Below are 17,705 nucleotides of genomic sequence, written 5' to 3' on the forward strand. Positions count from 1 at the left end.
CTTCAGTACGCATCAAACGAAGTTCATCGTTTGCACCATAAGGTTGACCACCACCGGCGATACAACCACCACGGCAAGCCATTACCTCGATGAACTCATACGGAGCCTGCTTGCCCGCCGCCCGGGCAGCTCTTACCTCATCCAGTACTTCAGCAACATGGGACAGGCCATGGACTACAGCAACTCGGACCGGGGTTCCATCGAAGTCAACTGTTCCTTTCTTGATTTCACTCAATCCACGAACTGCTTCAACCTCCACATTCTCGAGCTCTTTTCCAGTGACAACATGGTAGGCGGTACGTACCGCAGCTTCCATGACACCACCGGTTGCACCGAAGATGGTACCGGCTCCAGAGTATTCACCAACTGGATTGTCTGCTTCCTCATCCTCGAGATGGAGGAAATCAATACCGGTTGCCTTGATCAGGCGGGCAAACTCACGGGTGGTGAGCACAAGATCAACATCCTGATAACCACTGGAGCGCATGCTCTCGTCGCGGTAAGCCTCATACTTCTTGGCAGTACACGGCATGATTGCAACGGTAAACATCTTCGCTGGATCCATATTATGCTTCTCAGCAGTATAGGTCTTCTCTACTGCTCCGACCATCTGCATTGGGCTCTTTGCACTGGAAACCATATCCAAAAGATCCGGATAATATTTCTGGACATAATCAACCCAAGCTGGACAGCAGGAGGTAAACTGGGGAAGTGCTCCTCCCTTGGTCAGGCGGTGCACCAATTCGCTTCCCTCTTCCATGATGGTAAGGTCGGCACCAAAGTTGGTGTCATGCACTGCTGCAACGCCAAGTCTGCGAAGAGCGGCATAAATCTTACCGGTGGTGACCGTGCCAGCAGGAAGTCCGAAGGACTCGGAAAGTCCTACGCGGATTGATGGAGCAATCTGGACAACCACCTGCTTCTCAGGATCTGCGACTGCTTCCTGGAAGGTTGCAATCTCATCCTTCTCATAGATGGCTCCAACGGGGCAGTGTGCAGCACACTGGCCACAGCGGACACAGGGGCTGTCCTCAAGCTGCAGCATTGCAGCTGGTGCCATGTAGGTACCATCACCACGACCGATGAACTCAAGGGCAAAGACACCCTGCAGATCCTGACAGACCTGGACACAGCGTCCACACTTGATGCACTTCTCAGGGTCAAGCACGATGGAAGCAGAGGATGTATCTTTTGGCCGATCACTCAAGCGTACCTCAAAGGGCTGCTCGCGAATGCCGAACTCAGCTGCCAATGTCTGCAGCTCACACTCTCCGTTTCGGATACAGGTGAGACAGCTGGACGGGTGGGTGCTGAGGATCATCTCCAAGATGGTCTTCCGTACCTGGAACAGCTCCTGGTCGTGGGTGATGATGCTCATATTCTCTGCAACAGGGGCAGCACAAGCTCTGAGGATCTTTGCACTTCCCTCCTGCTTCACGATACACAGACCACATGAGCCAAACGGCTTGAGGTCATCATGGTAGCAGAGGGTCGGGATGTTCACCCCGGCCTTCCGGGCTGCAAGCAATATAGTGGTCCCCGCTTCAACCTCTACGGGAATGCCGTTTATCTTAACATGTACGATACTCAATTGATTCCTCCTAACCTGATCCTAGTGGATTTCAACGGCGCCGAACTTACAAGTTTCCATACATACACCACACTTGATACAGATGGACTGGTCAATGATGTGAACTTGCTTTCTTTCGCCAGAGATTGCTGCGACAGGACACTTTCGTGCACAAGCCGTACAACCGATACATTTCTCGGGATTGATCGAGTACCTGACCAATTTCTTACAGGTACCACTGGGACAGCTCTTGTCCACAATGTGGGCCATGTACTCGTCCTTGAAATGCTTGATCGATGATAGGACCGGATTGGGAGCAGTCTGCCCCAAAGCACACAAGGAACCTTTTCTCATTGCTTCCCCGATGGTCTCGAGTGTATCCAGGTCCTGAAGGGTACCATTCCCGGAAGTGATTTTCTCCAGGATGTTGGTCAGGGACCGGCCACCGATTCTACAAGGTGCGCATTTTCCACAGGATTCATCAACAGTGAAGTTCAGGTAGAACTTCGCAACGTCAACAATACAGTCATCCTCATCCATGACGATCATACCACCGCTTCCCATCATGGAACCAATGCGGACCAAGGAACCGAAATCAATCGGGGTATCCAGGTCAGCATCGGTGATAACACCACCGGAAGGACCACCGGTCTGAACCGCCTTGAACTTCTTGTCATTGGCAATTCCACCACCGATGTCGTATACGATCTCACGGAGGGTTGTACCCATCGGAACCTCTACCAGGCCGGAGTTACGAATCTTACCGGTGAGGGCAAATACCTTGGTTCCCCTACTGTCAGGAGTACCGATCTTGCTGAACCAGTTGCCACCCTTGGTGATGATGACGGGAATATTAGCCCAGGTCTCAACGTTGTTGATGACTGTCGGCTTACCCCACAGACCCTTCACAGCAGGGAATGGAGGACGAGGTTGCGGCATACCGCGCTTGCCTTCAAGGGACTGCAAGAGAGCAGTCTCTTCACCACAGACAAATGCTCCGGCTCCGAGGCGGATCTCAATATCGAAATCAAAACCACTGCCCAGGATGTTCTCTCCAAGGAGACCGTATTCACGAGCCTGCTGCATGGCAATCTCAAGACGATGGATAGCCAAGGGATACTCTGCACGGATATAGATGAAGCCTCTGGTTGCTCCAATAGCCTTACCACAGATGGTCATCGCTTCAAGCACGCTGTGCGGATCACCTTCAAGCGTTGATCGGTCCATATAGGCACCCGGGTCCCCTTCATCAGCATTACAGACGACATATTTGGTATCGTTCTCTGCCTGACGGGAGAAGTTCCACTTCATCCATGTGGGGAAGCCAGCACCACCTCGACCGCGAAGCCCAGCAGTCTTCAGTTCCTCGATGATGTCCTCACTGGTCATCTCAAAGAGAGCCTTCTCCAAGCCCTGGTATCCCTCACGGGCGATATATTCGTCAATATTTTCTGGATCAATGAATCCACAGTTGCGAAGTACAATCCTGAACTGTTTCTGGTAGAATTTGATATCCTCTACCTTTGCATTCTTTCGGCTTGCTTCTTTGTCATACAACAGTCGGGTGACTTCACGGCCCTTGATGATGTGCTCACTGATGAGCTCTTTTGCATCTTCAGGTTTAACTTTCACGTAGAAGGAGTCTTCTGGCAGGATCTTTACAATCGGTCCCTGCTCACAAAAACCGAAACATCCGGTCTTTACGATCTGTACCTCGTCAGCAACTCCCTGAGCCTTGCACTCCTCTAAGAGGTTCTGGTAAATCTGGTCCGCGCGGCTCGATTCACACGCTGTTCCTCCACAGACCAAAATGTAGTTTCTGAACGCCATTATTTACCCCCATCCTTCTTGATGATGTCAGCTGCAGGACGATCGAACATATGGTCGGTTACCAGCTGCTTCCCGATAATATGCTGCTCAACTATCTTGCGTGCCGTCTCTACATCCACTTTTCCATAGATAACATCGGGCATACCAGGAACAATGACCTCAATGGTCGGCTCCACATAGCACAGTCCCATGCATCCGGTCTGGGTGACCGAGACATTGTCTATTTTCTTCTCGTCGAGGACTTCAAGAAAGGTATCAAGTACCGGTTTTGCGCCGGCTGCAATACCACAGGTCCCCATGCCAACGATAATACGGGCATCCTTGCCCTCGATATCGCGCTTCTGGATCTCATTCTGCTTCTTTTCACGGAGCTTTCTCAGCTCTTCAAGTGTCATTTTAGCCATGTTCACATCTCCTATTGTCTGGAAGGTGACGTATTTCTTCTGTGCATATCCAGCAAATTCTCTTCGCGGTACTGTTCCAGCTCTTCCTCCTGAGAGGAAAGGTACTGCCTGAGCAGTGCCAATGTACCGCTGGTCTCAAATGGTCCAAGGACCGCTTCAAGCTCGCTTTTTCGAAGCGTATAACGGTCTCCGCCTTTCCCTGTTTCCAGACTCCGCTCAATCACCAGCTCTTCACAGAGAGGATGGCTGAGTAGTGCCAGGAAAGTGGAAGCCACATTCCCCATAGGAGGGGCATCTATGTGGTCCAGGCGGAAAGAGAAGGAAACCGAGGTTCCAATCCCCTCTTCCGACTGCAGGGCAAAGGTCCCATCACAGGCATCACATGCCTGAGAGAGAAACGGCAAGCCCAGTCCGACCTTTCGCTTCTTGTGCTTCTCCCCATCTGAATAGAACGGGTCCAGCACACGTCTCTGGATTTCTGCACTCATTCCCTTTCCGTTGTCTCGTATCTCACAGAAAAGCTTGGTTCCCGTCTCAGCGAAGGTGAGTTCCACCAGGGAACTGCCTGCCTCAAACGAGTTCTGTACGATATCCAACAGATAGTCATCGATGCAGATATGCATAGAGAGATACCTCTCTCCTTTATCTGAACTTCGCGATGATTCCGGCAACTTGGTCCTTGGTGACCTTACCGAAAACCTCTCCACCAACGGTCATGACCGGGGCAAGCCCGCAGCAACCGACACAACGCACCGCCTCCAAGGAGAAGATTCCATCTTCTGTTACTGCTCCTACCGGCAAATTCAGTTGCTTATCCAACTCGTCAATGATCGCCTGACCACCCTTGAGATAGCAGGCCGTACCCATGCACACCTGAATGTTGTGCTTGCCAGGCTTGGTCAGCTTGAAGAAGTGGTAGAATGTTACGACACCCCAGATGGTTGCCAAAGGCACATCAAGCAAATCCGCTACCTTATCAGCCGCTTCGCGGGAGATGTAGCCATGCTCTTGTTGTACCCTGTGGAGCACCATAATGAGATTACCCTGCTTGGTTTTCCATTCCTTGATGAATGCTACCAATTCGGGTGAGAACGTGACTTCGTTAATGTCCGACATGTAACCTCCAGTACCCAATTTACGTTTTAGGGTATCCTAACACTTTTCCAAAGAGTTTGTACATATCTATTTCACTATAAATTCTTTTTTCCAAGGGAGTAAAGGATTTTAATTGAAGTATATTGACCATTTATTCGAGTTAATGTACATTATTTCACATAAATAGGAGATTCCACTATGAACAATGACCAGCTGATACGGATCACTCGATACTATCGCTCGCTTAATCGTCTCAAGACTATCGGACTTGAGAAAGTGTTTGCCCACAACCTTGCCGATGCAGCAGGCGTTTCGGCGGCCATCGTACGCAAGGATTTCTCCCAGTTGGGCATCCATGGCCAGAAACGCGGTGGGTATGAGATCCATGATCTGCTCAAAGGTTTGGGTGAGATCCTCGGGAAAGGAGACAGTCAGAACTGTATCATCGTAGGTTGCGGAAGAATCGGGAAGGCCTTGATGCACTATAATGGCTTTGAACCTGATGGTATCAGGATAGTCGCAGGCTTTGACAGTGACCCCTTGGTATACAGCGATGCATCCCATCCCGTGCCCATCTACCCCATCAGCAGGATTGATGAAGTTGTCGAGGCACTCGAGGTTACCGCAGGCATTATCACCGTTCCTGAGCAGGCTGCACAGGATAGCTATGAGAGACTACTCACAGCAGGGGTTATGGGTATCCTGAACTTCAGCCCCATCACGCTCAAGGCACAAAAACAGGAAGATGGACGCTCCCCCGTGGTGCATAACATCAATATTGCTCTGGAACTTGAACAGATTTTCTATGAGTTGAAGTTCCCCAAGAACAGTTGAAGCGTCTAACGACGAGTGAGGGTCAGCAAAACCGGAAGGTGGTCGCTGACCCCATTTTTTATCTTGAAATCCCACCCATAGGGGGTACCATCACTCTTCAGCAGGGATGGAAGCCCACAGATGGAGAACGCGTCATACTCCCAGCCCAATCCATCAAAGAGGTAGCCATTGCCAAGTATCTGGTCATAGCGGTGCCACTGCCCTGTCCAGCAACAACTGCCTGGAGGAGAGAGGAACTCGTATTGGGAATCCAGATAGGGGCTATACCACTGTGAGGGGCCAACCTTGTTCTTTTCACCGGTAACAGCGAGAGAGCCATCCTGTATGAATTGGTTGCTCAGTGGGTATGAGATATCCACCAAAGCGGTCTGCCTTCCTCCGGCATCCCATACTGCATCAGGATTTTCATTGAAATCCCCGCAGAGCAAGGTCAGTGTCCCTTCATGACCCTTTGCAGCCATTGCAAGAGCCCCTGAGAGGGCAATTCGCCTCTCCTCAGTCTCCTCATCCCCTCCGATTCTGCTCTTGGCGTGCAAGGCAAAGACCACCACATTCCCCCTGCCGGTCTCAATACTCGCTTCCAAAAACGGCCTGCACCCAGGAGCTGCATGTACCACAGAGTCCGAGACAGGATGCCTGCTGATGATTGCCACAGCAATCGGGCTGTCTTCTCCTTTACTGACCGCATACCAACGATATCCCTTACGGGAAAGATGGTGGTACAAGAGATCATGTACAACATTGGATCCTTCCACTTCCTGCAGCACGATGACATCAGGAAGTGCAAGGGAACGGTCCAGCAGTACATTTGCAAGTGTCTTGAGTCGAAGACGATAGGAGCCTTCATCCCAGATATCCGGGTCTTGGTACTCCTCATATTCAGAACCGTCAATTGTTGCATCAAAGAGATTCTGTACATTATAGGAGAGCACAGAGAAGGTCTTCTCATCCGCTGAGATGGTTGCATCGCATCCAGAAAACAGGAGCAGGGAGATAGTAAGCAATAAGATCATCATGCTCCTTAAGAGCACGATGTTCCACTACTGCTTCAGTTCTGTGCGTTTTTCCCGAGTGAGTAACTGAAATAGAGCATGGCAACCGCATCCTGTTCATCGAAGGCTTCGATGTCCATCTCCTTCGCTTTCAACAATCCTTGCTTGAGATTCTCAAAACATGGATCGAACGAGACATCACTGTTATCCAGGATATCCATGCAGAAAGATCTGAGCGGCTCCCATTCCTTCTTTTCAAAGTAGGAAAGTACAGTCTTATATGCTTGGTCGATCTGATCGAGGTCCCTTGCCTCCGAGAGGAAGGGAGAGAGGAAGTCCTTGGGGTACCCAAGGTTCATCTGCTCATACAGATGGGAAAGCCGGGGAGAGCCGAACTTCAGGAAGGTGGCAATAACCGCATAGCGGGTCTGGCGGAAGGTGGCACTTCTTCCTTGTTCAACCGAGATGAAGAACTCCTGGTAAAACGTTCCTTCCTTGTCCATGAAACGCTTGGCGATAAGATAGTCGATGATTTCATCAATATGCTTCGCTGAGTGGCTCAGCTCGTTGACCAGAGGCAGGTATTCAGTACCCTCGGTAATATGGGCAAGGGATTTGCTGGCCATCGAGCGAACCGACGACCACCTACCATGGAGCATAAGGTTAACCAAGGCATTCTTAGCCTTCTCTTCCTTTCTATATGCACCCAGGGAGGCGATGGCATCAAGCTGGACGTAAGAGTCATCGTCTTGTGCAACAATGATCAAGTCATCGAGCAAGGCTTTTCGGGGGCGGTCGCCGAGCGCTCTCACTGCATCACGCTTATCAGGAGAAAAGGGACTGCGGAGAATCATACGAAGTTCACTGGTGGCAAGATTGTTCAGGTTCCCCCCGAGGGAGAGCATCAGAAATCTACGCTTGGCTGGATCCCGAGTCCTCTCAAGCTTCTCAATCATGGAGACTGCCCTGAGTCCATGCATACTGAAAATAACTTGTGCCGCCTGCTGTGAGGTGTATGCACCATACTCCTGCAGCCGGGAAGCCACCAAGATTTCAACAGCGGTGAGGAGGATGGCAAAGACAAACACCAGGGTGTACCCGTTGCCGGCAGCTATTCCATCAACTACAAACAGGTCTCTGGAAATATGTCCTAGATCACCAAGCAGGCCACTGACCAGTCCAACAACGAATGCTACAATGGCAATAAAGAAATTGACCATTGAGTTGAATGCAACTGTCTCATCATCAGGCATCACCTGGGTGATCAAACGATAGACAAGCATGCTGATCAGAGCAATGAAGAAGTTGGTGAAGAATCCAAGGACAAAGAACCATATGGGGTTAGCCTCTGGGGTAATCAAGGCCCAGGCCATGAAAAAGAAGAGTGAGAATATCGTGGAGAAGAGCACCAAAGGCCGGCTGCCCAAGCGGTCGGAGAACTGTTTGCTGATAAAACTAGCGGCCATGACCGATACACCCAGCACAACCGAATAGACAAGCACAAGCGAGTTGGACAGCCCCAATTCAACACGAAGGAATGGGGTGGTAAGGGCAAAAACAACGGCCACTGCTGTGGAAAGCCATCTCAGGTAAAGCCTTCTGCTGAAAGCAGCCTGCTTCATAGCTTCCTTAAGAAGGACGAATACGCCTCTTCCTTTCTTGTAATCAACCGTACTGCGGCTGGGAATGCGTGCCATCTCATGGCTCGCCATGAAGTTCACCAACACTCCAAGGATCTGCATGGTCACCAGACCAACTAAACCACTGAACCGTTCAATACCCAGAACCAAGGCGGAGATACATCGAACCACCAAAGAGGAGCTCTGGTAGGCTGCATTCACATTGGCAACAACCTTTCCTCGGTTGGCAATACTGCTGATACTCTTGAGTGTTGAGTCAATGAGGGCAATACCGATCATCCTGAACACATTGAACAGGGTGTAGACCGAGAGCAGAAGAATCACTGCCCAGTCCCCGCTGAGGAAGAAAAGCCCCAAATACCCGAGGGAGACAAGCCCACGGAGAATCCACACAAGTGTCTGTACCTTTACCTGGTTCCTTCCCTTGAAGACCTGGGGGACAAAGGGAAGCACAATTCCAGCAATATAACTTGCTGAAGCTATATAGCCAAGGGCGATGTTACTGGCACCAAAATAAATAGCGAGCAAATAAACAATTGTATCGCCGAGGAGGCTGTAGGCAACACCGTTATACAGCTCCTGGCGATACATATGCTTTCTTCCCAGTGTCTTTTCTTTTTCACTGAGGAATCTAGTCTTGGGCATGAGTAGTTACAATTCACTCCGTTGTTTAACAATTCTGCTGACTAGACCATAGCTCTGTGCTTCATCTGCACTAAGCCAATGATCCCGTTCGGTATCACTGCGCACTTCCTCAAGGCTCTTGCCTGTCTCCTGTGCGATCAGCTTGTCAAGTTTCTCACGCAGCTTCTCAAGATGCTGGGCGTGAATCTCAATATCAGTGGCAACCCCTTTCATGCCACTCATCGGTTGGTGGATGAGGTAGGTGGAGTTAGGCAACGCAATGCGTTGCTCCTTGGGAACAGCCAAAAGGACCAAGGCAGCAGCACTTGCCACCAAGCCCATCCCAATCATGGTAACGGGAGCAGTGATGAAGCGAGCCATGTCAAAGATTGCATAGCCTGCATCGACATCACCACCGGGGCTGTTGATGAAAATCTTGATCGGTTCATCACTCTCTCCTTCAAGGATGAGCATCTGCTTGATGACCGACTCTGCGCTCTCCTTGTCAATCTCTCCCGAGAGAAGGATGGAACGGGTTTTTAGGAGTTTTTCCTGTATCTGTGGATCCTGCGTTGCAGGCTTTTTTTCTTCTTCTTGTGGCATGTGCCCCTCACTCAAACTGGTTTTGATGTAGAACATCAAGGCAAGTATACACACATACTCTCATTCTTGCAAAGGCATAGCAGGTAAGAAAGAGGGGATGTAGGCAGAAAGGATATGAAACAGTATACTGAGGCCATTAATTAGGAGAACAGTGTATGAAATGTGCTACGGTTGCCATTATCGGCAGACCATCAGCTGGAAAGAGCACCCTGCTCAATACGATTTGTGAGATGAAGGTCTCCATTACCGCCAGTACCCCGCAAACCACCAGGAATGCGATCAGGGGTATCTATACCGACGAGAGGGGCCAGTTGATCTTCACCGATACTCCTGGTTTCCACCTCAGTGAAAAAACGTTGAACAAGCGCCTGCAAGAGACTGCGCTGAAGACCCTCGAGGAGAACGATGCAGTACTCTATATCCTTGATGCCAAGCGCAGTGCAGGAGAAGAGGAGAAAGCTCTTGCCTCCCATATTGCCAAGTTAAAAACCCCGGTCATCTGTGTCATCAACAAGAGTGACATCCTCAAGGAAAGTGAATTAGCAGAAGCCCAGGCATTCCTTGAGGAGATGTTGCCAGGGAAAACAGTACTGGGAGCCTCGGCAAAACTCGATGAAGGGGTCGATGAGATCCTCATCGAGCTGTTCAAGCATGCACCAGAGGGTGAATTGCTTTACCCTGCCGATGCATATACCGACCAGAACCTTGAATTCCGTATCAGTGAGATCATCCGTGAGAAGGCGATCAACTTGGTGACCGAGGAAATTCCCCACGCAATCTATGTCGAGATTGCCGATATTGAATACAGTGAGGAAAACAATACGGTTTGGGTGCGGGCATTCATCGTGGTAGAACGCGATACGCAGAAGGGTATTGTGGTAGGTAAGCGAGGAGCGGGCATCGCAAAAATCCGCAAGGGTGCCGAGCCTGAGATCCGCGATATCTTCCCCGGAAAGAAACTCCGTCTCGACCTCAGGGTCAAAGCCCAGGACAAGTGGAGAAACAACTCCATCATCCTGGACCGGATTCTCCGCTAGCGAATAAAATTGGTGGCTATGCGTTTTTCTGGAACAGGCTTCTTCACGGTGTCTTTGCCTGCATCAATGCAGGAGAGCAACCAAGCAAGGTTTGCCCCCAGATAGCGCATAACCTGCAGTCCTTCCAGGTCCTGTTCCACTTCCTCGACCGTGTTGCCATGAACACTGTTCCAATAGGTAGAGGAGACCACCGGCATCTGGCTGATGGTGAAGTACTTGTTCAACTGGTCGAAGGTGGCGCTTGCCCCACCCCGCCTGCAGGAGACCACAGCGGCCCCCGGCTTGAGTGCCATCTGCTTTGATGCAACACGAAACATCCTATCAAGAAAAGCGCTGCCTGCCCCGGCGGCAGAGGCGTAGTGTACTGCCGATCCCAATACAAGGGCGTCAGCCTTCACCGCTTTCTTTGCAGCTTCATTGACCGAATCATCGGTGAATACACATGAACCATGCTTAAAACAGTACCCACAGTCAGTGCATCCATGCAGGGAACCTTTTCCGATCCAGAGAATCTCACTGTCAATATTCCACTGTTTCAATACAGAGGAGACCTCTTGCAATGCACGATTGGTGCAACCATTCTCGTGTGGACTTGTGTTGATCATCAAAACATTCATCTAAAACTCCTATTCTCTCTGGTCTTAAAACGGCGACAGGGAGCTCAGAAAGCTCCCTGCAAACCATATATCCAAGTAGTTTAGTATCGCCCAAGGATTGAAAGCACTTTCTCCTTACCGCAGGTCTGGAGGAAGGGTCCAAGTTTTGGTCCCCGGTCTTTCCCGATCATGATGCGGTAGATCAGCTTGAAGAAGGCACCGGTGTCCAGGCCATTGTCCTTTGCTGAGTCATAGAGGCGAGTGGTATACTCCTTGTCCTCGATCTGGTCCATAACCTTGACCACCTCACGAAGCGCGTACACTGCAGCCTTCTCTTGGTCAGTAAGCTCTACCAAGGGGTCATTCTCATTGGAAAGGCGGTACTTGAAGTCCTCCGGAGCAAAGGTGGTGATCCAGTTCCAGGCGCATGCACAGCGGACCCTGAGTCTGTCCCTCTGGCTGTCAGTCATATCGTCCAAGGTTGAGATTGCCCTTTCAATGTCCCCTTCATGGAGCTGCAAGAGGTTGCAGAGGTGGCGGAAGGGAATCTGGTAGCTGGGCTCGGAGGGAAGCCCCTTCACCTGGCTGAGTTCGTAGATCCGCTTCTCCTTTGCCTTGCGTTTCTCATTCACTTCCTGCAGACCGAAGTAGATTCGTTCACAGGTATCATAGTCCTCATAGATCTTCAGGACATCGAGGTCGAAGGAGATGGCAAACTCTGTGTTCGGCCGGGTTCCGGCGAACATGTAGCGGGCAACCTCAGGGGTATAGACTTCCAGGACATCATAAAGTGAGACAACTTCTCCACTGGATGAGGAAATCTTTCCACCCCGTCCCTTGATGCTGATGAAGTCGTACTGGAAGGAAACAGGTGCTTCCCCACCAAATACCTGGACCATCTTGCGGGAGGTGTCGAAGGAACCGCCTTCACTGTGGTGGTCCTTTCCTGCGGGTTCAAAATCCACCTGCTCATGTGCCCAACGCATCGGCCAGTCAAGACGCCATGGCAGCTTTGCACAGCTGGTGGTCCTGAGGTCGACGGTTTCCGTCTGGCCGGTCTCATCGTCCCGGTAGGTGATGTTCCACTCGCCGTCCCAATCGAGCACGGTGGTGGTATCCTTGTCGGTAAAGTTGGAGAAGACAGAGATTGGCCACCAATCCTTCTCCAACGGTTCAGTCCTGAACTCATCAAGGATGGCTCGGATCTCATCACGTTTCTCAAGGGCAAGGCGCATTCCTTGGGCGTACTCACTTGCGCGGTACCGCTTTGCCTGGTAGATGTACTCAGGCTCAACCCCAACAGCGGGAAGGATGCGCTCTACATCCTGCTCGTTTCCACGCGCATAGTTCTCGGCCCGGCCAAGGGTATCGGGAACGAGGGTAATGGGTTTACGGAGGTAGGTGGAAAGCATTTCTGGCTCAGGCATGTTCTTGGGAACTTTCCTGAATACGTCATAGTCATCCCAGCTGTAGATGAAGCGGACGTTTTTGCCTTTCTCTCGAAGGGCTCTCACCACCAGCTCGACCGAGATGATCTCCCGGAAGTTTCCTATATGGACTGTGCCAGAAGGGGTAATGCCGGAAGCACAGGTATAGTGCTCCTTTTCCCCTTTCTCACGAATAATCTTGTCGGCGTATATATCCGCCCAATGTGTAGATACGTTCTTTTCGCTCATAACCGTCGATTATAGTGGAAAGACAGCCATGAGTTCAACTGCTGGTTGCCAAAACAAAGAGCGAGAGCGTATACTCTTGAGTATGAAACGATTGATTGCTTTGCTAGTAGTGGTGCTTCTTTGTACAGGCTTCCTCTTTGCTGAAGAGGAAGAGAAGTTGCAGCCCGGTACGGTAATAGAAAAAGGGATAGCTTCCTGGTACACCAGTGACAAAAGCGAGAGTCTTACTGCCAATGGTGAAATATTCGACCCCACCAGCCTTTCGGCTGCCCACAAGAGTCTGAAATTCGGCACCATCGTCAGGGTGACCAACAAGGATAATGGGAGGAGTGTCGATGTAAGGATCAACGACAGGGGGCCGTATGTTGATGGAAGAATCATCGACCTAACCCCATCCTCTGCTGAGCAGATCGATATGCTCGATGCCGGTATTGCCAATGTTGAGTTGACCCTTATCTTCGAGCCAGAGATTCCAGAGTCAAAGTACAAGCGGGCTGGTGATACCGGTTGGTACCAGATCCAGGTTGGTGCCTACTCTTCCCTGCTCACTGCCTATGCACAGTATGACCGCATACTCAATGCAGGACTGAAACCCTATGCTGAGCAACTCCCCGAGAGCAAGGCAGTACGACTGACGGTCAGGTGGATCCCTGCCTATCAGTTACAGAGGACGATGCAGGCACTCTCAGCATTGGGATTCTCCGAGAGCAATGTACTGAAGAAGAGTGAGGATAATCCGTACCGATAATACAGAAAAACAAACATAACAACTTTAGAACGGCGCCCTGAAAAGGACGCCGTTTATTGTCTTTAGGATAGTTTTGAGGTAAAGGGTTTTCCATGCTCTTTGCAGAGCTTCTTCGCTATATCCAACCCATCCTTCGCGGCGGTAGGAAGACCACCTCCGGGGGTTGTCCACTGCCCGATCATCGCAAAGTGCTTCAATCCTGGAAGCGTCTTGGGAAGGCTCTTTGAGAGTGTTGCTTTTGTGGGAGCAAAGCCTTCAAAGCTACCCTGCCAGTTTCCCGTGTAGCGAATGACCGAGTGAGGTGTTGAGACATCAACCATTTCAACCTTGTCTTCCAATGGCCCGATAATCTTTTCAAGTCGTGCAAGCACTTCTTTGGTGAGCTTGCTCTTCTCCTCTTCGTACTGCTTCGGATTATCCGTTGCAAGCTGCTGCCACTTCTCGCCTTCCCAGGTGTTGAACATGACGGTGATGAGTGTCTTCCCCTTCGGGGCAAGGGTTGGGTCGTAGTGGTAGACGTTTAGGTTGAATCGATTATGGCTGCTGCCATCAAACAATATGATCGGTTCTTTAAAATAGGGGGAACTTTCATGAGGGTACCCAGAATAATCACCTTTGAGGCCCAAGGCGACCATGATGCTGGATGGGAAGAGAGGATAGCTTTCATAGGCCTTCTGGTAAGGCTTGGAAAGGTATTTCCCTTCAAGCATACCAAAGAGCGTGGTATGGCCATCTGCTGCGCTGATCACATAATCAGCGTCAACGTGTTCTCCTCCACGAAGCGTTACGCCTTTGGCAACGCCATCCTCCACTACTATGCGATCCACCGTGCTGTTATATCTGAATGTGACTCCAAGTCGCTTTGCTTCTCTCTCTCTATGTTCTTGGCGAGGTTCAGGGAACCTCCGACTGGATAGCCGGCGCATTGGTATGGTTGCTGGGAGAGCCCTAACGTGAGTGCTATCAATGACCAATCCTCTGGAATCTCAGTAGAGAAAAGCTCTTGCAGTATCTGGCTCTTGAATCGCTTTGAGTACTCCTTCATTGGTTGGAGGTGCTTGAACAGGGTGAGGAATTGGGAGATGGAACCAAGAATGTTCGTTTTTTCATCTGAGAATCTGGTACCCAGTTTCTTCAAACTGGCAATGAATGCATGGACTTCCTTCCGGTCTTCATCTCCATAGCGAAGCAGTTCCTTTTCCAAGGCTTCAAGGTCACTGTAGAGTGTAATGGAATCGCCTTTGGAGAGTCCCATCGTGGAAAACTGGTCAAAGTTGACAATCGGTACCGTAGAGCCATCGTCATTGGTAAAAGCCCCAAGGTCTTTCCAGAGTTGGTTGAACTCAGAACCTTCTTTGGTTCCCATGAGCCAGTGTACACAGTAGTCGATGGTGTACTGACCTCGTTTCCAGGAGGTACAGAGACCACCAGGCAGGGCATGGCTCTCCAGCACGGTTACGGTATAGCCACTACGAGCGAGAAATGAGGCTGCAGAGAGTCCTGCGATACCTGCCCCGATAATTACCACATGGTCAGTACTCATGATATGCCGCCTCTCAGAATTTAACTGCTTTATTGACGCATATCGAATACATATTAGATAGAGAAATCATTACATGCTATTTATTTGCACCACAGCATTTTTTATACTTCTTACCACTACCACAAGGACAGGGGTCATTACGTCCAATTTTGGAAAAGGCGTTAATGATGGCCTCTTGCTCAATTTTTTCTCTAGATACCCTGCTTTGTAGGTAGGTATCATACATCAGGCGAAGACCTGCATGACGTTTCTTGTAGAACCGAGTATAGCTAGGTTTGGCTTTTGTAAAGGATGCAATGAGCTTCCAGTCAAGGACATCCCCCTCTTCTAGGGGAAGAAAACGGTTCTTCTGATAGTCCAACACACAATTCTTGAGCGGTGTTTTCTGGAAGGATTCCTCTGCTTTGTAAAAAGAAAGAATTACATGCTTGCAAGAGCATTCAGGGTTTAAACAGTACTGGTCGACTACAGCGAAGAACGCTCCTTCATGCTCAAACACGAATGGCTGTGCGTTCGGGAAAATCCAATCATAGAAGATATTGCCTTGTTCAACAGATAGATTCGAAAAGTCATAACGAAGACAAGAATAGTCTTCTATATTCTCAATCAACAAATTCTTTTCGTCATAGTATATATACAGCAACAGTTCCCATTGTTCGTCGGTTAGGATTTCTACGACTTTCTCTGAAGTCTCCCTGTCTGCTACTGGGTCCTCTGCAATCTCTTTTCGTACAACATCCAAGGACACCAGTACATCATCAAGTAAGAACCCGATGGTAGTACAGTCACAAGTGGGATTGGGACATATCCGAAAATTCTCTATCTGATACTCTTTATCATCAAATGATAATACAAGTTTGTCCAAATTATCTTCCATAATGCTCCTACCTAAAAATGGAGGTGTGCTACCAACTCCCCTACCATGGCCTTTCCTGGTTGTAAGGGATTGGGCCCTTCCATAAGATATGCCATTTGGTAGCCTATGTCCATGTAGGAAAGGAGTGAGTAGGTAACCGATACCCCGGTGCTGGCAAGAAAGGCCGAGGACGAAACAGAAGCATTAACCAGCTGGCCAAAGCCATAGCCAACATCAAAGAAGAGGATAAGACGGGGATAGAATCCTTTGGTAAAGGGTTCTGGCCCGTTGAAGCAGAGGGAGAATCGGTTTGCCAGTGCTCCATCCAAGGGGTACTGGCCACTACCGTAGCCCCTGACCAAACTTCCGAGAGATGTTTCTTGTAAAACCGACACAGGAATATGACTTCCTAGTGTATAGGTGAGCTGGAGGTTGTCACGGAAGATGATGGAATAGAGATTATGTTGTTTCTCATCAAGTTCTTGATAGATCATCAAAGCCCCTGCCCCTTCAGCAGTAAATGCTAGATAGGAGGCGTTGGTATTCAGCAGTTTCGGTCCTACGAAGAGGGAACTTTCAAAGGCCAAGCCATCAAGAAGTTCTTCTTCTTGGTTGTAAGAATAGCTGAGCAATACACTGGTACCGATTCCTGAGAGTTTTCCGTAGTGGGTGTTTCCTCCATAGGAAGAGAACCAAGGGTCAATACCAAGGACTGTTCCACTATCCAATACATCTCCTTCAACCATGGAGTCGAGGGCTTGTTCATAGGAGCCACGGTAGCCAAGAAAGATGTTTTGCTTAGAACCAAGGCTTTGCTTGATTCCAATGGTCCAATCAAACTGCAGGAGGTCAAAGATAAGAGGAGAGGAAGAAAGAAGTACTCCGCTGACAGGATGCTGCCAAAGCACCCGTTCATGAAAGCCTGCTTTGGCTAAGAGGACAAGATCAGTTTCCCAACCGGAGAAGATTGGCCTGAGGTCAGAGGTAACACCTGATCTGATGCCGGTGGGAATCAAGGAAGAGCCTATTCTCGGGTGTCCCTCCCAACTTTCATATACAAAGCTCCAGGAGGCAAAGACACTATAAGAAGTCAGTACAAGTATGAACAAGCACAATACTCTATACTTCCTACTCATTGTCTCCTTCTCCCAAGTACGGTAATGGTACCATGGGTACTACCCTTTTCCAAGAAAAAGCATGGCTTTCAGCATATTTAAGAAGACTAATCGATACCAACGAAAAGATTCTTTACATTCTTCGAAAAATCCTTTAGATTACATACAGCTTTTCGGGCCTATAGCTCAGTTGGTTAGAGCATCGGACTCATAATCCGTGGGTCGAAGGTTCAAGTCCTTCTGGGCCCAAAGACAAACCTCCTTGCAATGCAGGGAGGTTTTGTGTTGGGGAATAAGATCTGAATGTGGTCTAAAGTGGGCTAGCAAAATCCTGATTTTAGCCGATGTGGATTTTGTGACAGTTCTACCTGGAACTTGGAATCGCCAATTCGCGTTTTCAGAGTAAGCGCACTATAAATCGCTCTTAATCAACCGAATCTCCTTCAATAGAATGAACACAATCATCAATCAAGGAAAGGAGAAGTAATCGATGCACTATCACACCTATACAAGGAAAGAGAAGCTTGCTCACCTGGAGCGGG

17 protein-coding genes and 1 tRNA gene are annotated in these 17,705 nt (G+C 49.6%); 4 read left to right on the forward strand and 14 right to left on the reverse strand.

Features of this window, described 5'->3' with window-relative positions; translation table 11 throughout:
* The 5 genes from JF818_RS11020 to JF818_RS11040 all read right to left on the reverse strand — a co-directional run.
* Nucleotides 1-1,591, reverse strand: a 1,591-nt coding sequence (locus tag JF818_RS11020; protein WP_198892062.1) for a [FeFe] hydrogenase, group A, incomplete at its 3' end; no start/stop codon positions are given.
* A gap of 21 nt (nt 1,592-1,612) precedes the next feature.
* Nucleotides 1,613-3,400, reverse strand: coding sequence for an NADH-quinone oxidoreductase subunit NuoF (locus tag JF818_RS11025; RefSeq protein WP_198892063.1), 1,788 nt, complete (start codon nt 3,398-3,400; stop codon nt 1,613-1,615).
* Nucleotides 3,400-3,804 carry a ferredoxin gene (locus tag JF818_RS11030; protein WP_117329133.1) on the reverse strand — a complete coding sequence of 135 codons (405 nt, stop codon included), beginning with the start codon at nt 3,802-3,804 and terminating at the stop codon, nt 3,400-3,402. Before JF818_RS11030 ends, JF818_RS11025 begins: the two co-directional genes overlap by 1 nt.
* A gap of 11 nt (nt 3,805-3,815) precedes the next feature.
* Nucleotides 3,816-4,427: a sensor histidine kinase gene (locus JF818_RS11035; protein ID WP_198892064.1), complete on the reverse strand. Its 612-nt coding sequence runs from the start codon at nt 4,425-4,427 to the stop codon at nt 3,816-3,818.
* A gap of 19 nt (nt 4,428-4,446) precedes the next feature.
* A complete protein-coding gene (locus JF818_RS11040; protein ID WP_198892065.1) occupies nt 4,447-4,920 on the reverse strand; it encodes an NAD(P)H-dependent oxidoreductase subunit E in 474 nt (157 codons plus the stop codon).
* 177 nt (nt 4,921-5,097) lie between these two features.
* Between JF818_RS11040 and JF818_RS11045 the strand changes: the two genes are divergently transcribed.
* Nucleotides 5,098-5,733: a redox-sensing transcriptional repressor Rex gene (locus tag JF818_RS11045; protein WP_198892066.1), complete on the forward strand. Its 636-nt coding sequence runs from the start codon at nt 5,098-5,100 to the stop codon at nt 5,731-5,733.
* Between the two features lie 5 nt (nt 5,734-5,738).
* Here JF818_RS11045 and JF818_RS11050 read toward each other — a convergent pair whose 3' ends face one another.
* Genes JF818_RS11050 through JF818_RS11060 form a run of 3 tightly spaced genes read right to left on the reverse strand, consistent with a single transcriptional unit; the run spans nt 5,739 to nt 9,592 of the window.
* Nucleotides 5,739-6,749, reverse strand: coding sequence for an endonuclease/exonuclease/phosphatase family protein (locus JF818_RS11050; protein ID WP_198892067.1), 1,011 nt, complete (start codon nt 6,747-6,749; stop codon nt 5,739-5,741).
* Between the two features lie 32 nt (nt 6,750-6,781).
* The gene (locus JF818_RS11055; protein ID WP_233067346.1) at nt 6,782-9,010 is read right to left on the reverse strand and encodes an MFS transporter; all 2,229 of its coding nucleotides are present in this window, start codon (nt 9,008-9,010) and stop codon (nt 6,782-6,784) included.
* A 6-nt stretch (nt 9,011-9,016) separates the two neighbouring features.
* Nucleotides 9,017-9,592, reverse strand: coding sequence for an ATP-dependent Clp protease proteolytic subunit (locus JF818_RS11060; protein WP_198892076.1), 576 nt, complete (start codon nt 9,590-9,592; stop codon nt 9,017-9,019).
* 155 nt (nt 9,593-9,747) lie between these two features.
* Here JF818_RS11060 and era point away from each other — a divergent pair, with 155 nt between their 5' ends.
* On the forward strand, nt 9,748-10,629 hold the full coding sequence (gene era, locus JF818_RS11065; RefSeq protein ID WP_198892068.1) for a GTPase Era: 882 nt from the start codon (nt 9,748-9,750) through the stop codon (nt 10,627-10,629).
* Here era and JF818_RS11070 read toward each other — a convergent pair.
* Both JF818_RS11070 and lysS read right to left on the reverse strand, forming a co-directional pair.
* Complete coding sequence (locus JF818_RS11070) at nt 10,626-11,246, reverse strand: flavodoxin family protein (RefSeq protein WP_198892069.1); 621 nt, start codon at nt 11,244-11,246, stop codon at nt 10,626-10,628. The two genes, era and JF818_RS11070, sit on opposite strands and share 4 nt — an antisense overlap.
* Before the next feature lie 80 nt (nt 11,247-11,326).
* The gene (gene lysS / locus JF818_RS11075) at nt 11,327-12,901 is read right to left on the reverse strand and encodes a lysine--tRNA ligase (protein ID WP_198892070.1); all 1,575 of its coding nucleotides are present in this window, start codon (nt 12,899-12,901) and stop codon (nt 11,327-11,329) included.
* A gap of 82 nt (nt 12,902-12,983) precedes the next feature.
* Here lysS and JF818_RS11080 point away from each other — a divergent pair, with 82 nt between their 5' ends.
* Nucleotides 12,984-13,649 carry a septal ring lytic transglycosylase RlpA family protein gene (locus tag JF818_RS11080; protein WP_198892071.1) on the forward strand — a complete coding sequence of 222 codons (666 nt, stop codon included), beginning with the start codon at nt 12,984-12,986 and terminating at the stop codon, nt 13,647-13,649.
* Between the two features lie 62 nt (nt 13,650-13,711).
* Here the strand turns inward: JF818_RS11080 and JF818_RS16560 are convergent, their stop codons facing one another.
* From JF818_RS16560 to JF818_RS11100, 4 genes are all read right to left on the reverse strand, one after another.
* Nucleotides 13,712-14,476, reverse strand: a complete 765-nt coding sequence (locus tag JF818_RS16560) for an NAD(P)/FAD-dependent oxidoreductase (RefSeq protein ID WP_198892072.1) — start codon at nt 14,474-14,476, stop codon at nt 13,712-13,714.
* Nucleotides 14,464-15,192: an NAD(P)/FAD-dependent oxidoreductase gene (locus JF818_RS16565; protein WP_198892073.1), complete on the reverse strand. Its 729-nt coding sequence runs from the start codon at nt 15,190-15,192 to the stop codon at nt 14,464-14,466. Before JF818_RS16565 ends, JF818_RS16560 begins: the two co-directional genes overlap by 13 nt.
* Nucleotides 15,193-15,268: 76 nt before the next feature.
* Nucleotides 15,269-16,069: a YecA family protein gene (locus tag JF818_RS16430; protein ID WP_233067361.1), complete on the reverse strand. Its 801-nt coding sequence runs from the start codon at nt 16,067-16,069 to the stop codon at nt 15,269-15,271.
* 11 nt (nt 16,070-16,080) lie between these two features.
* A complete protein-coding gene (locus JF818_RS11100; protein WP_198892074.1) occupies nt 16,081-17,157 on the reverse strand; it encodes a hypothetical protein in 1,077 nt (358 codons plus the stop codon).
* 181 nt (nt 17,158-17,338) lie between these two features.
* Here JF818_RS11100 and JF818_RS11105 point away from each other — a divergent pair.
* Nucleotides 17,339-17,412: transfer RNA gene (locus JF818_RS11105), tRNA-Ile, on the forward strand.
* The last annotated feature ends 293 nt before the right edge of the window (nt 17,413-17,705 follow it).

Source organism: Sphaerochaeta sp. S2 (assembly GCF_016406725.1).
In the GTDB taxonomy this organism is placed as follows: Bacteria; Spirochaetota; Spirochaetia; order Sphaerochaetales; family Sphaerochaetaceae; genus Sphaerochaeta.

What these genes read in the sequence shown, in the direction of transcription:
- JF818_RS16430 (WP_233067361.1), bottom strand. Translation starts at nt 16,069, where the DNA reads ATGGAAGATAATTTGGACAAACTTGTATTATCATTTGATGATAAAGAG.
- JF818_RS11050 (WP_198892067.1), bottom strand. Translation starts at nt 6,749, where the DNA reads ATGATGATCTTATTGCTTACTATCTCCCTGCTCCTGTTTTCTGGATGC.
- JF818_RS11060 (WP_198892076.1), bottom strand. Translation starts at nt 9,592, where the DNA reads ATGCCACAAGAAGAAGAAAAAAAGCCTGCAACGCAGGATCCACAGATA.
- JF818_RS11025 (WP_198892063.1), bottom strand. Translation starts at nt 3,400, where the DNA reads ATGGCGTTCAGAAACTACATTTTGGTCTGTGGAGGAACAGCGTGTGAA.
- era (WP_198892068.1), top strand. Translation starts at nt 9,748, where the DNA reads ATGAAATGTGCTACGGTTGCCATTATCGGCAGACCATCAGCTGGAAAG.
- JF818_RS11040 (WP_198892065.1), bottom strand. Translation starts at nt 4,920, where the DNA reads ATGTCGGACATTAACGAAGTCACGTTCTCACCCGAATTGGTAGCATTC.
- JF818_RS11045 (WP_198892066.1), top strand. Translation starts at nt 5,098, where the DNA reads ATGAACAATGACCAGCTGATACGGATCACTCGATACTATCGCTCGCTT.
- JF818_RS11035 (WP_198892064.1), bottom strand. Translation starts at nt 4,427, where the DNA reads ATGCATATCTGCATCGATGACTATCTGTTGGATATCGTACAGAACTCG.
- lysS (WP_198892070.1), bottom strand. Translation starts at nt 12,901, where the DNA reads ATGAGCGAAAAGAACGTATCTACACATTGGGCGGATATATACGCCGAC.
- JF818_RS11055 (WP_233067346.1), bottom strand. Translation starts at nt 9,010, where the DNA reads ATGCCCAAGACTAGATTCCTCAGTGAAAAAGAAAAGACACTGGGAAGA.
- JF818_RS11070 (WP_198892069.1), bottom strand. Translation starts at nt 11,246, where the DNA reads ATGAATGTTTTGATGATCAACACAAGTCCACACGAGAATGGTTGCACC.
- JF818_RS11030 (WP_117329133.1), bottom strand. Translation starts at nt 3,804, where the DNA reads ATGGCTAAAATGACACTTGAAGAGCTGAGAAAGCTCCGTGAAAAGAAG.
- JF818_RS11080 (WP_198892071.1), top strand. Translation starts at nt 12,984, where the DNA reads ATGAAACGATTGATTGCTTTGCTAGTAGTGGTGCTTCTTTGTACAGGC.
- JF818_RS16565 (WP_198892073.1), bottom strand. Translation starts at nt 15,192, where the DNA reads ATGAGTACTGACCATGTGGTAATTATCGGGGCAGGTATCGCAGGACTC.